The sequence below is a fragment of the Anaerosporobacter sp. genome (assembly GCF_965301125.1).
In genome coordinates, this window is the sequence record NZ_CBDLAM010000104.1 from 1 (window position 1) to 13,711 (window position 13,711).

14 protein-coding genes and 1 pseudogene are annotated in these 13,711 nt (G+C 32.8%); 2 read left to right on the forward strand and 13 right to left on the reverse strand.

Annotated elements, in window-relative coordinates:
* Nucleotides 1-83 precede the first annotated feature (83 nt).
* The 4 genes from ACW2QF_RS11965 to ACW2QF_RS11980 form a co-directional block, all read right to left on the reverse strand.
* Nucleotides 84-1,136: a helix-turn-helix domain-containing protein gene (locus tag ACW2QF_RS11965; RefSeq protein WP_455716236.1), complete on the reverse strand. Its 1,053-nt coding sequence runs from the start codon at nucleotides 1,134-1,136 to the stop codon at nucleotides 84-86.
* Between the two features lie 125 nt (nucleotides 1,137-1,261).
* Nucleotides 1,262-1,717: a GNAT family N-acetyltransferase gene (locus ACW2QF_RS11970; RefSeq protein ID WP_455716237.1), complete on the reverse strand. Its 456-nt coding sequence runs from the start codon at nucleotides 1,715-1,717 to the stop codon at nucleotides 1,262-1,264.
* Between the two features lie 23 nt (nucleotides 1,718-1,740).
* Nucleotides 1,741-3,096 carry an esterase/lipase family protein gene (locus tag ACW2QF_RS11975; protein WP_455716238.1) on the reverse strand — a complete coding sequence of 452 codons (1,356 nt, stop codon included), beginning with the start codon at nucleotides 3,094-3,096 and terminating at the stop codon, nucleotides 1,741-1,743.
* A 77-nt stretch (nucleotides 3,097-3,173) separates the two neighbouring features.
* Entirely contained in the window at nucleotides 3,174-4,022 is an 849-nt protein-coding gene (locus tag ACW2QF_RS11980) for a retropepsin-like aspartic protease (RefSeq protein ID WP_455716239.1), read from the reverse strand.
* A gap of 225 nt (nucleotides 4,023-4,247) precedes the next feature.
* On the opposite strand from ACW2QF_RS11980, the gene ACW2QF_RS11985 reads away from it, so the two are divergent.
* Entirely contained in the window at nucleotides 4,248-5,243 is a 996-nt protein-coding gene (locus ACW2QF_RS11985; RefSeq protein WP_455716240.1) for a tyrosine recombinase XerC, read from the forward strand.
* A gap of 97 nt (nucleotides 5,244-5,340) precedes the next feature.
* Nucleotides 5,341-6,684, forward strand: a complete 1,344-nt coding sequence (locus ACW2QF_RS11990) for a hypothetical protein (RefSeq protein ID WP_455716241.1) — start codon at nucleotides 5,341-5,343, stop codon at nucleotides 6,682-6,684.
* A gap of 101 nt (nucleotides 6,685-6,785) precedes the next feature.
* On the opposite strand, the gene ACW2QF_RS11995 is transcribed toward ACW2QF_RS11990, so the two are convergent.
* From ACW2QF_RS11995 to ACW2QF_RS12035, 9 genes and pseudogenes are all read right to left on the reverse strand, one after another.
* The gene (locus tag ACW2QF_RS11995; protein ID WP_455716242.1) at nucleotides 6,786-7,811 is read right to left on the reverse strand and encodes a DUF3878 family protein; all 1,026 of its coding nucleotides are present in this window, start codon (nucleotides 7,809-7,811) and stop codon (nucleotides 6,786-6,788) included.
* Nucleotides 7,812-8,305: 494 nt separating this feature from the next.
* On the reverse strand, nucleotides 8,306-8,647 hold the full coding sequence (locus ACW2QF_RS12000) for a sterol carrier protein domain-containing protein (RefSeq protein ID WP_455716249.1): 342 nt from the start codon (nucleotides 8,645-8,647) through the stop codon (nucleotides 8,306-8,308).
* Nucleotides 8,648-9,322: pseudogene (locus ACW2QF_RS12005) on the reverse strand (GNAT family N-acetyltransferase); the annotation flags it as partial. It lies immediately after the preceding gene.
* A gap of 12 nt (nucleotides 9,323-9,334) precedes the next feature.
* Nucleotides 9,335-9,514 (reverse strand): hypothetical protein, encoded by a 180-nt coding sequence (locus tag ACW2QF_RS12010; protein ID WP_455716243.1) that lies wholly within the window; start codon nucleotides 9,512-9,514, stop codon nucleotides 9,335-9,337.
* A gap of 28 nt (nucleotides 9,515-9,542) precedes the next feature.
* Nucleotides 9,543-10,442 (reverse strand): aminoglycoside 6-adenylyltransferase, encoded by a 900-nt coding sequence (locus ACW2QF_RS12015; protein WP_455716244.1) that lies wholly within the window; start codon nucleotides 10,440-10,442, stop codon nucleotides 9,543-9,545.
* A 100-nt stretch (nucleotides 10,443-10,542) separates the two neighbouring features.
* Nucleotides 10,543-11,580: a hypothetical protein gene (locus ACW2QF_RS12020; RefSeq protein ID WP_455716245.1), complete on the reverse strand. Its 1,038-nt coding sequence runs from the start codon at nucleotides 11,578-11,580 to the stop codon at nucleotides 10,543-10,545.
* A 37-nt stretch (nucleotides 11,581-11,617) separates the two neighbouring features.
* Nucleotides 11,618-12,013, reverse strand: a complete 396-nt coding sequence (locus ACW2QF_RS12025; protein WP_455716246.1) for a ribosomal maturation YjgA family protein — start codon at nucleotides 12,011-12,013, stop codon at nucleotides 11,618-11,620.
* An 18-nt stretch (nucleotides 12,014-12,031) separates the two neighbouring features.
* The gene (locus ACW2QF_RS12030) at nucleotides 12,032-12,892 is read right to left on the reverse strand and encodes an EamA family transporter (RefSeq protein ID WP_455716247.1); all 861 of its coding nucleotides are present in this window, start codon (nucleotides 12,890-12,892) and stop codon (nucleotides 12,032-12,034) included.
* Between the two features lie 163 nt (nucleotides 12,893-13,055).
* Nucleotides 13,056-13,583 carry a GNAT family N-acetyltransferase gene (locus tag ACW2QF_RS12035; RefSeq protein WP_455716248.1) on the reverse strand — a complete coding sequence of 176 codons (528 nt, stop codon included), beginning with the start codon at nucleotides 13,581-13,583 and terminating at the stop codon, nucleotides 13,056-13,058.
* Between the last annotated feature and the right edge of the window lie 128 nt (nucleotides 13,584-13,711).

The following is a 13,711-nucleotide window of genomic DNA, read 5'->3' on the forward strand; positions in this document are numbered from 1 at the left end:
ACGAAATATTTTAGGGTGTATAGTTTTATTACTATTTTCCATCTCTTTAGTTGGACTAAAATCTGCTTTGAATAAGATGTATTTTAATCAAATGTATCTAATTCAGTAAGTTTTTTCTTAATTCGTAAGAACCCAGGTTCATTTCTAATAAAGTCTAAATCTTTATCATTTTCAAATGTCTTCTTAATCATATCCTTGAACATACTATGTCCAGGATCTTCATTAAATTTTTTATGGGAATATAATTTTGATTCTTTTATACAATATATTTCTTTGACACCAGAAATTAATTCTTCTGCGAGCCTTAGAGTCTCTTTGATATCTTTCTTTTCTACTGCTATCATAAAATCTGAAGAATTTGCGATATATTGGCCTAATTCAAAATTCTTTGATACTAAACGAGCAAGTTTGGCATAGTGCAACGCATCATCGTACTCCTTCTGCTTACATTTTAGCTGAATAATTTGCAACAGGCTTGTAACAATAGCGGATGCATTCTGATATAGTAATTCCTCATGTATCTCATAAACTTTATCGTAGTTTTCCTGAGTACCGTATATGTTTGCTTGGAGTATTCGCTTATCAAATCCAATCGATGGCATTTTGTCGAGTAACTTTTGTGCTTCTTCATATTTACCATTGGTGATATAATCCTGACATAATGATACGGTTGCCATGTTTGACAACTCTTTATCGTCACCAAAAGCAACTACCTCATACCACGCTGTAATCTGTTTTTTATACGTCTCTTTATCTTCAATTTCTTCCATTAAAACATATACATTCAAAAGCTGGGCAGAATTTAATATTAATTTATCACAACTTGGATATTCCTTAATTAACCGGGATACTTTCTCAAAGGATTTCATAAAACCTTCTGTTGCTATTTCTTCTGAGAGCTCTATAATGATCTTATCAATTTCCATATCGCTTAGTTCATCATGAAAAGAGAGTAGCGTATCTACATCCGTCCTTAAGAATCTTGCTAAAGGTGCTAATAGAGTAATATCAGGATAGGATATACCGTTCTCCCACTTATTTACGGCAGGTGCTGTCACGCCAAGATAATTTGCTACTTGCTCTTGTGTTAGATGTTGTTCTTTTCTATACTTTCGTATTAATTCATTTATTTTCATAATTATATCTCCCATTCTTAATAGTAACAAAGGCCTTTGCTATTTATAGAATAGCAAAGACCTGTTATGCTAACAAGTGAATTGTTGTTACTTTTTATTCACAAAATATAACCAATGGTTAATTTTTAATTCAATATTTTTTCCATACAAACAGATTCCGTCATATTAACATATGGCCCATAATTTTCTATAACATGATATCCTAATCCTTGATATAGATGCATTGCGTTTACAAAAGGTTTTCCTGTTTCAAGAATAAGCTTCGTATATCCTTTGTTCTTCGCTAATTCTTCTAGTTTTTTTAGAATAACACGACCATATCGTTTGCCACGATAGGATTCATTAACAAAAACTCTCTTTATTTCGGCTTTTTCTTTATCATATTGCTTGAAACTCCCACAACCTACTGCTCTATCACCCTCCATTATCAGTACAACATCATGAATATCTTGCAATGTATTATATTGCACATATTGTACACGCTGCTTTTCTCCGCCTACCAAATCATTAAGGCATTCATCTAATTTCTGACATAGAAGAATGAATCTCTTATCCGTTCCATCAGTAACTAATACTTCCATCTTTATCACCTCACTATTTATAATTATAACCCTTTTTCTCTTAATCCACTTACTAATTCCACATAAAACTCTCTAACATCAAAGTTTTTAATGTTTTCACGGTTTAGGTCAATCATATCACCATGTGATATACCGCGGTTACCTTTCAAAGTAACAAATCTGTAGTTTTCTCCCCATTGAAATGAATTTTCGCCAACTAATCCATCATTGGCTCCATCAAAATATTGCACGAATAGATACGTAAAATTTAAAGGAAATTTACCACTTAGGGCTTTATTAAGCTTCGAACCGATGCTTTGGTAATATACATTATCAACATCAGGTACCATCTCATTTCTTTGCTGACATGCATTGGAAGTTAAGTCATAAACCGCTTCTAAGAAGTTCGGATTGGTATCACCTAATTTCTTTAACGTGTTGTTGTAAACCTTAGCGATAGAGTCTTGCCTTTCTTGTGAGATCTTGTTTAAAAGATAATCTGCAAACTCACACCCCCTATGAGGTGTATTGATTGTAGTAAGGGAAGCTACGTACTGGTCAGCACCAAGTAATGAAATTGCATATCTACAGTCTAGCCCACCTTTGGAATGGGCTATAATATTAACTTTCTCACAATTTGTCTCTTCTACAATTTGCTTAATCCGATCAGTCAATTCCTTTGCACATTCTACTACAGAAGCTGCAGATTGATGATTTCCATAATAAACAGTGGCTCCGTTTTCTTCTAATACTTTTGGTATACGGCCCCAATAGTTAAGATAACTAGAATCTCTGAAGAAAACACCATGAACTAATAATATTGGATACTTCGTAGCACAAATTCTGTCATTCCCTCTCTTTTGATTTCGAAGAATCATATCATTCTCAAACCAAGTTTCATCACTTACTTTTTTAATTATAATTGATAATACAATTAGATTAAGAATAGGTATGAAGCCACACAAAAGTCCAACAGCTCTCCATCTAATACCTAGTTGAACCGAGGTTGTATAAACTCGTATAATACCATTCCAGAATATAACGGATTCAAGCAGAATAACGAATATGGTATTGATAATCCATAATCTAGGAGAACTGCTTATTGAGCCAATTGGTAATTTCCCAACAAAACCTATGATTGAATATACCACAGAAGCCGTAACGGAAATCAAAAATGCACACAACAAGTCACAACCATTACCACAGATACGTAGTCTCTTTGTTTGGAGTTTGCGGTTATACAAAGAAGGATTGATATTGATTAGTAAATATAAAATAATTAATACGACAGTTAATAGCATTGGAACCTTATGTATCTTTGATATAGAATATATATTTCCAATCAAAAATATAATAATAGATAGTATAATTGTTTCTAATGTTTTAATAAAATATTTCATACCTTTACCCCTTATATGATTAGTTTAGTTATGTTTCACTTATGCGGATACTTAACGTTATACTTTTCAATTTTTAGTTACACATGGGAACCTTCTGAACTTCCAATTCTAATATCTAAGAAACGATTACCATAATCTAAGGTCCAACTTTTTCCCACGAGAATGTCAACTCCAAGCAAGCCATTAATTTGTTTGTTTTCTGTAGGAAATACTTGTCTGTCAATAGCCGAAACTTGATTTAACGTAACTAATTCCCCGCAAATAAGGAAAGAAAAATCTTTAACAATACGAACGTTCTCTTCTTTGATCCCATCAACACCAGAAATCAAATCTGAACCCTCAGAAGAATTGGAATATATATGGTACATACGATCACCAAGAATACTTTCTGTGTTACCAGTATCTAAACCAAATACTTCTTCTTTTCCATTCATTATTACACGAAGAATTGGCATGTTGTCCCAATCTTTCATATTAGATGATACTTGTTCTTGCATGGATTTTGACATATTGATACAGTTTTCATTCTTGTTATATTGCCACTTGAAGTGTTGGATAATATCCCAACCTAAGAAGCCATTAATTATAAGATGATTTCCATTCTCAGTTTCTCCAAAATCCAATTGCTCATCTTCTACTACAATCACGTGTAGGTCTTCTATGGTTATCTCACCTATCTGTATTACTGGAATAATAGCTGTATTAGCTGTAAAGATACTTCCAGCATTACCGGCACCTTTTACGGTTTCAGAACTTAGAATAGCGTTTAATCTAGCAGCTGTTGTTTGATTCACCAACGTCATCGTCGCACCAGTATCAAAAACAAACGGAATATGTAAGTTATCTAGTGCGATCGGTATTAAATACAATGACTCAATATGCTGTACTTCTAATGTACTAGTAGTGTTCTTAAAATTTATTTTCATAAATACGCTCCTACAAAAGTTTAATTTAAATAATTATAGCTTGTTTTTATGTAAAAAACAAGAAACTCCATGATAATGTAGCAAAGTTAATAATATGAAAAAAGTTCTAGTAGAACTTATGTTTGCTATTTGTTATAATAGAACTTGCCAAATTAAAGAAATGTATGCTAACATACTTTAAATTTGTTATGCCATTTAATACATATAATTACTAAGGAGAAAAAATTGATTTACGATATATTTAATACGAAACAAGATAATTTACCAACTAGTGTGCAAAGTTTTTTACTTTACCTGGGAACAATCAAGGGAAAATCAACTAATACAATTGAAGGCTATAAGAGTGATTTAACAATCTTCTTTCGCTTTCTATTGCTATATAAACAAAAAGTGCCTGGTAACACTCCATTTGAAACCATTGATATTAGAAATATTGATTGTTCTTTTATTGATTCTATTCAATTGAACGATTTGTACGCATTTCTTTTATTTGTTGAGAAATATAGAAATAATGGAACGTATGCTAGAGCAAGAAAGGTTGCTACACTAAAATCATATTACAACTATTTGTATTCAAAAGAAAAAACAATTTCTCATAACCCTGCCATCGAGCTTGAATCACCAAAGATTCAAAAACGCCAACCTGTGCATCTTTCTTTAGATCAAAGTATTAGTTTATTGGAATCCTTGGATAGGAATAAGAAAAACTACACTAGAGATTATTGTATACTTACACTATTTCTTAACTGTGGTCTTCGTCTCTCAGAACTATGTAGTATTCAGATATCAAGAATTAGTGATGACATTCTCACGATTATAGGAAAAGGAAATAAGGAAAGAACTGTGTATCTTAATGATGCTTGTTTAGCTGCATTAAAGGAATATCTAGAATTAAGATTGAACATTGAAACAGAATTACAATATAAAGATGTGCTTTTTCTGTCAACACACAAAAAGCCGATTCGTCACAGATCAGTAGAAGTTTTGGTTAAGAAATATATTATACAATCGGGTATTACTGATGCGCATAAATATACTCCTCATAAATTACGACATACTGCGGCTACCATCATGTATCAGAATGGAGTTGATATAAGAAAATTACAAACTATTCTTGGACATGAAAGTATTTCTACAACAGAGATCTATACTCATATTAATGATAATGCCTTACGTGAAGCTGTCAAATCAAATCCGCTAGGTAAAATACGTTCGAAATAATCGTAGCTATCATATTTTAAGGTTATAATCTGTTTAAACAAGCAATTTATATGCAGTATTTCATATATTAATAAGAAATAAAAATTAAAGAGGCGTTATGCATAGTTTTAATCCATTTGAAGAAAGACCTTTACCAATAGAAAAAACCTTTATGGATTGGAACACGATATATCCATGTCCATATAATAAGGAGACAGTAGATCCTTACACGAAATGTCGTATCGTACTTATGAATGGTACAGAATTTGAAGCTCAATGGTTTACTCGTAATTTTTCGAGACATTGTACTGACAATGATTTGAGAAGGGATTTAGCATTAATAAGAAGAATTGAACAACAACAGCAAAGAAGAATCAGCTGTTTGAAGCCAAAAGATGAATCCACCCTTGAACATACCATAACATATGAACAACTTGCAGTAGACCTAACTGCTGTCCTTGCAAAACAAGAATCAGATTGCAATGTTAAAAATGCTCTTAATTTTGCCTTACTTGAAGATTTCGATCATCTCTATCGTTATTCTAACCTTCTAGATTACGAATACGGTATTTGTCCAGAGAAATTAGTTGGTTGTTATACAGAAATTACACCTGCTAGGCCTACCATATCAGAACATCGTCATCCAGTTGATAGTATATTTACACATGTATGCAATGACACAGCTTCTATACTTACGAAACTCAACATAGGTATTATCACCGCAGCTGAGCAACAGACCATGAATTTCTATATGAACGTTGCTGCACTATATGACAAATCAGATTTAGGACGTAGACTTTACCAAGAAATTGGTATGATTGAAGAAGAACATGTTAGCCAATATGAAAGTCTAAAAGATCCCACTGCAACATGGCTTGAAGATCTCTTAATGCATGAATATACAGAATGTTATCTGTATTATTCCTGTATGCAAACAGAATGCGATAGACGGATCCGTCGCATATGGGAAGATTGTCTCGTTCAAGAAATTGCCCATCTTCACAAAGCAAAGGATTTGTTATGGAAATATGAATGTAAGGAGTGGCAACAAGTAATTCCATGTGGAAACTTCCCAGAGCTCTTATGCTTACGTCCTAATATTGATTATGTTCGAGGCATAATTGAAACAACAACAGGTAATACACAAAGAAAGGAATGTGTAGTTCCACTGTGTGAACTATCTTCCAATGATCCATTTTTTTGCTATCAAAACATTGTAAATCATAATGTTAATTGTGTAGCTAGCCATAATGTAATTGATCGTTATATCAAATGTAATGGACAGGATTATCGATTCGAAACTGCACCTAATCCATTATGTGTTCTACAAAATCGTTGCAAGGATAACACAACTCTTGCCCGTATTCCTTCTGAAACACCTGCTGATACACAAGTATGTGGTACTACAAAAGGGGATTGTAGATGTAAAATGAATACAGAGGATGGACCTGTTAGCTTTTAATTACTAATATGTATTAACTTATCAATATGAAAAGATAGTATCAAACATATATCGATACCAAAATAATAGTTGTTTGATACTATCCAATGAAATAAATAAAATCAATATCCTTGCAATCTTTTGTCAAACACATTTTTTAATGATACTAGATTATTTCCTTTTAGTACAATGGAATATACATGGACTTTACGAAATATCCAACCGTCTTTCCATTGTAGGATGTGAAAGGAATAAGAAAACTCTTCTCCTATACTGAAAGGTTGCTCCTCTAAAATTGTTACATTATATTTGTGCTCTAATGTCTCTTCCAGTCGTTTACGGCAGTACGAAATCAACTGATTTTCTTCCTCTGTAAAACTTCTTTCTTTATATTTTCTCGAAGCCTGATCTATCTTATTACGAAGTAAATCAATCACCCTTTTATGCTTAACCATCTTTAGCATCTTAGTCAACATCCATTCGATTCTCTTTGACGGTTGCTTCTTATATCGAATCAACAACTTTTCTAAAGAAGTATCCTTTACTTCCTTTGCTAATTCTAAGAAAGCATCTATTCCTCGTTCTGTTGAGATGAACTTATCTTGCTTTTCCCAAGAAACACTAATATAATTTCGAAGTGGTGCAAATTCGTAAAATGAAAGTAACGTAAGCTCTTCTTGATTACATACTTTATCACCAAGAAACGCATATTTATCTTGTAAAATCCCTAGTCGGTAGGTAATCTGTCTTAGATATTCATCTCCCTTTACCCAGAAGTGTCCAATATTATGATATTGATAAAGATTGTTTTCAAGCTTTAATTTTGAAAATCGTATGGTAAAAGTATTACTCTCCCCTTGTCTTACGATTAACATATAGTCTTCACCAATACGATCTAGGCTTCCCTCTATTGTATCTTCATTATCATTCTCATATTCACCTGTTAAAACGGCATTATCAAAAACTAAAAAACTTTCAATAGCGTCATTCATCATATACACAACAAAATACTGCTTCTCTTCTTTTTTTTCCAATAATTCAAAGACTTGCTCTTTAAATAATTGAGCCAGGTATATAAATTCCTCTGGACATTCCTCTTTTAGTCCTGGTAAAAATGATTTATATTGCTTGTAGTGATCTAAATTCATAGGTTTCTTTCTTAATCCTTAATTATCTTTTTTATTATAAGAAAAATATTTTCTTAGAGTATTATACTATCGGTGTTAATCTATTCTTTCAATTGTATATTTAGAGTATTACTCAAATTATCTTTATTGAGGTTAATAATAAATAATCAAGTAAATGTATTCATTTTTACTCCTCATCTACTTTTAAGTCCATAAAGTAGAAAAGCAAAACTCTAGGTAATGTAGATTTGCTTCTTAGTTGACGTACTATGACTAAGAAACAATAGCGAAACATCTATAGTACTTCTTAGTGTGTACCACATAACCTAGGAATGCGAGGCACGGAAGCCGAGCAAGCCTTCGCTGAGGCAGGATGCCGAATCTAAGGTGTTTCCGTACCATTTAGCCAACCATAATGTACACACTTAGAAGTACTTAGATGTGTAGCGTGTTTCGTGTCATAGTACGCCAGCTAAGAAGCTATGTAAAGTATACAGAGTTTTGCCTCAAAATATTTAAAAATAATCAGAAAAATATGGTGATTGCTGTTCTATAGCATCTTCAAGCATGTCAACAATTTCAGAGCTACATTCAATACGTCCAATCTTATGAAGGTAATCTGGACGTTTATAGCCCATTAACATTGTAGTCATTGTTTGAATATTAATGGAATCCGTTGTTTTTTTCGTAGAGTGTGTAACCGTTCCCTTACCATCATGAGTAATGCGTAAGGTAAAGGTACCTTGATTCCATGCGAGTAAAGGATCATTCAATATGAATGTCCACTCACGGTCAACCGTATCTGGTTTGAATGGGTATTGTTCTATAAATTTCTCAAAATCAACAATTCTAGCCATAAAGTATGGCGCGATGCTTTCTTTAATATCACCATCTTCTAGCAAGAAAGATAAAGGTTCATCTGTAAATGTATTACCAATGACCTTATTAATCATAGAAAAATGTGCACCAACAAAGTTCCATAGACCGATTCTCGCATCTTCATTTATAAAAATCATATCTTTTATATGGAATACATCATCTGCAATCCAATATATAACATAACCATCTGCTTCATTATCATCGTTATAGTAAACAGCTGCCATTAAATCATCGGAATCCCATAACCAATATTCATTCCATGCTAAATCATCACGTAATAGTGCTCCATGTGTTCTAAGAGCAAATCTATTATAAGCCTCTTTCACTTCCGCGCTGTCAGTTGATACACGCCTGACTTCACCTGCTACTTGACGATTCTTAGGCAACTGATAATCTTGTATCTCATAGGTTATCTTATCCGATATGATTTCCCAGCCCTTTCTTCTGTAATACGGTATAGAATACGGGTAAAGGAAGGATATATATTGCTTACGCTCTCTCATATCGTTTAATGTTTGATATAATAATTTATGCATAAGACCTTGATTGGTATACTCTGGATAAGTACCAACCCCTGTAAGTCCGCCCATTGCATAAGTATGACCAAATATACGAACTTTCATTGGGTATACAGCAACTTGAGATATCAAGTTATCACCATCAAACTACCCTAGTACATCAGCTTTTTTCAGGGTAGGGGATTTAGCACGAATCATTTCTTTCTCTTCCCAACCTATTTGGTGTAATTCGTTATCGGTAACTTGGAATACATAACGTAATAATTGATTGTATTGTTCAAGGTATTCAATACCTACACTTTTAAGTTTTAGTCGTTTCTTGTCCATAATTGAATCCTCACTTTATATATGTTATCTACTCTTGTGATTCGAATGAAGGAATATCATTTGCATCTTTTGGTAAAGTATGAACAACATCTAGATATTTCATACTTGCTTTTGCCTCCTCGTGATTGTAAGTGAAACCCAATTTTAGTGCTATCTCATTAGCCACTTCATTGAATAAATCACACATACCAAATACACTACTCCACAGATGATCGAGATTACCATCAGAATATGTATCTATAAATCTAGTATACATTTCATCAGATAGATAACGTTTCAGAAATTTCCCTGATTTTCCAACACTACAGGAAAAACCAGTATTAATACCAATTTTCCATGACAATATGTTAATGAGAAGAGGCCTGATTTCGAAGTTTATCATGTCCATGACATATGGAATTTCATCACGCCAAAGTCCTTTAGCAACATTGTTCAAACACCACCAAAAGTTGTTACAATCACAACGAAAATATATTTCTGTAGGCTTTTTTACATGGTAATCTATGTCTGTTGAATCTAGAATCTGTGGTAGGATATTATCCTTATCTAATAGTATCTTGCATAACTTGTCATTAAGTATGTCACTCTTTGCATAGGAAATAGAATTCACATGTAAGTCAATTCGGTTACCATCTTTGAATATAACAAGCCATCCATATGTATCTTCAATATGGCATTCCCTACCGCGTAATTTGTCCATTTTTTCAGGTGTTTGCATATATAAGGGCTCACCAAATTTGTAAATCCAATCTTCTGCTTCATAGAATGGTTTGGTATCTGTTACTACATAAACAATATCATAGTCTTGAAAAATATCTTTTGGAACATTGGGATTGGTTCTTGAACCATTCATATAAACTGCACGAACACGGTCGTCTTGTTTGGCGATATCTACTATCATCTGATACATTTCTGATTCTGTACGCATAACTACCTCCAATTACTATCACAAAGAGTGGAATTAAAATATAGTTAGTTAACTATAACAACTAGTAACTAACTATATTATACTAAATTATGAATTTAACTCAAGTTAAAAATAGTTCGTCGAATATAGCGTTAAGATTATTAATATTGGTTTCTGTGTATGTATCGTGTTGTAATGTATATCCTGCATCCTCCAGTAATGAAAGAATACCATCCCTGTCTGTAAGAATTGTTTTTGCATTATTAGCTACACTATTCCAGGAAGCTGCTAAGTCTTCCATGGATGTAATGATATCTTTATTATCAGTCATCCAAGTCTTAGTTGCTTCTTTTAGGGTATCCATGTCTGTCATCGGTGCATAATCTTCTAACCAATCCAATAATTCTCCTGCAGCTCTCGCACTTTTTAAAGAGGAACCTGCTGTACCTGGAGCTGCATTATAGATGTCAGTAAGTAAGGTATTCCATGAATCCATATCTGGTCCAGCGAAGAGCATAGACTTTGTATATACGCGATCAAAAGGTGTAATATCACCATCTTTCAGGCTAATAGATGGATTAAAGGTAATACTATCATTGTTATAGGTAACTGTAACCTGTGAAGAAGGAACAATATCACTAGGGTTACACTTCAAAAGTAGAGGTTTTGTAGTAGTGAGAATATCTTCTGTAGGTTTTAATTCCCCATTATTGTTTAATTCAGCCTTTGAAACGACTACTTGTGTATTCAGATATTTGGGAAGTATCAGATACCATTCGTTGCCATCTGCATCTGCACGTTCTAAGTCATCTATAGAATCAAAGGATAGGTTTATATTATTTGTATTAAATAATTGAGTAGCGTTTTCTTTTGCTTCCTCTTCAAAATAGCCAAGAAAATAAACGGCACAAAGGGTATCTTCGTTATCATCTACGATTGTATAGTATGTATTTAATGTACTAGTATTTAGAGAAGAGGCTGTATTTGATGAAGAATCTGAATTTGTATCTTGCTTTTTTGAGGAGTTAGTAACAGATGCATCCTCATTTGTATTGCTTTGCTTGTTGGTACACGCACTTATGGCTATTACGAAAGTGCAAATAACTAGTAATATTGTAAATTTAATTTCAATTTGCTTTTTTGTAAGATATGTTTTCATAGCGGATTCTTCTTTCTATGTTCTTTTATATAGTATATTACTTAGTTTTAATAAGGTGTTGAATTATTACAATAATCATTGTTCCAAATGCATAGCACAGAATGTCCTTCAAATCAAAGGTTGATCCTAATACTATGCGTAAAACCTCAGAATTTACACAATCTAACAAACTCGCAAAATTAAAATACTGTAAAATCTCAATAATAGTTGAAAAACCAAAGAGAAGGTACGGCAGTCTATGTATGTGTTCTGGTATAAATATTCTTATAAAAGTATAAAGAAGTCCTATAACTAGAACATCCCCAATATATGGCCTGATAAGGGTATCATGGATATATAAGGCAATTACTATTTCAATAATCATAAGTACTATAAAAGATATTAAGTAGAGTAACCTCTTTTTATTTATCGTATTAATAGCTTCATTATGCATTATATATCCCCTTTATAGTTAAAGTAATAAACTAAATGTTCCAACCACAATACAAACTAAACCAATTGTGGCTTTTTTCGTTAACTTCTCATTAAACACAAGATAAGAGAATACAATTGTTACGAGTATACTTAACTTATCTATAGGAACAACAATACTTGCATCACCAGTTTGTAATGCACGGTAATAACAGAGCCATGAAGCACCAGTTGCAAAACCTGATAAGATAAGGAAAATCCAACTTTTACGGTCTATATTCTTGATTGTATCTTGCTTTTTAGTAACGAATACTACTAGCCATGCCATGATTAATACCACAATTGTTCTGATTGCGGTACCTAGTGTTGAATTCACCTCTTCCATTCCTATTTTACCCAGAATAGCGGTTAAGCTCGCAAATATAGCTGAGCCAAATGAATAGAATAACCAGCCTTTATGTGTTTGTTCATTTGTAGTCGTATTTTTTCTTTGAATCATTAGGTAGGTTCCAATGCCGATAGAGATTACCGCAAAACATTTTATTAGGGAAAAGATTTCTCCTAGAAAAATTACTGCTAATATCATTGTCATTATAGTGCTTGATTTGTCGATTGGTGTTACTTTATTGACATCTCCAATTTGTAAAGCACGGAAATAACATAACCATGATGCACCAGTTGATAGACCTGACAAAATTAAAAATACCCATGTTTTTGTAGAGAGATTACCAAGTTCATGATAGCAACCAGTTATGATTACCATAATCCATGAAAAAAATAAAACAACTATTGTTCTTAAAGCTGTTGCTACGTTGGAATCTGTATTTTTGATACCACATTTGGCTAATATTGCAGTAAGACCAGCAAACAAGGCAGAACCAAGAGCAAATAAAATCCACATATACACACACCTCTAATTACTTAATTTTACTTAATAACTCAAATATCTATAAATATAATACCCCCTTTATTATCAATAGTCAATTAATAAGAAAGGCCCGTATAAGAACATACATCTATTCTTATACGGTAAATTTATTATATATATTTATGACTCTTCTGCCTTAACACCATTCATCTTTTAGAATAGCGTATTCATATGTATCACACCAGATAGGATTACCTTCTTGATCTGTTTTGAAATAAATGTTTTGACGTAACGTTCCCTCTCTACGCATACCAAGACGCTCTAATAGTTTCCATGATTGCGTATTTAAAGGATTGCACATGGCAATTACTCTTCTAGCACCCCATTCCTTGAATGCAACATCTATAAGTTTTCTGGTTGCTTCCGTTGCATATCCATTGCCTTGATATGCTGCATTGAAAACATACCCCACTTCCCATGTGTCAAAGTCTTGTTTTGCAATATATACATTACCGATTAATTTGTTATTTTCTTTTAAACAAACCCCATAAAAACAATCATTACTGGAACGATTAATTGCCTCTTGTTCGGCTTGTTCTAATGTAAATGTTTCATAAGGCTCAAATTTTACTACTTCCTCATCCGATAGATATTCATAAAGATCTTCTCCATCTTGTTCTGTATATCTACGGATTAATAGTCGTTCTGTTTCGTGTGTAATCATTGTTATTATCCCTTCTGTATGCAAAGAAAGATAGCTAAATCCTATGCACATTATAAAAGTCTTTTAAATCTTTTTTCATATCCTCTGATAATCAAGATTTCTATATACCTACAATAACACCTTCTAGA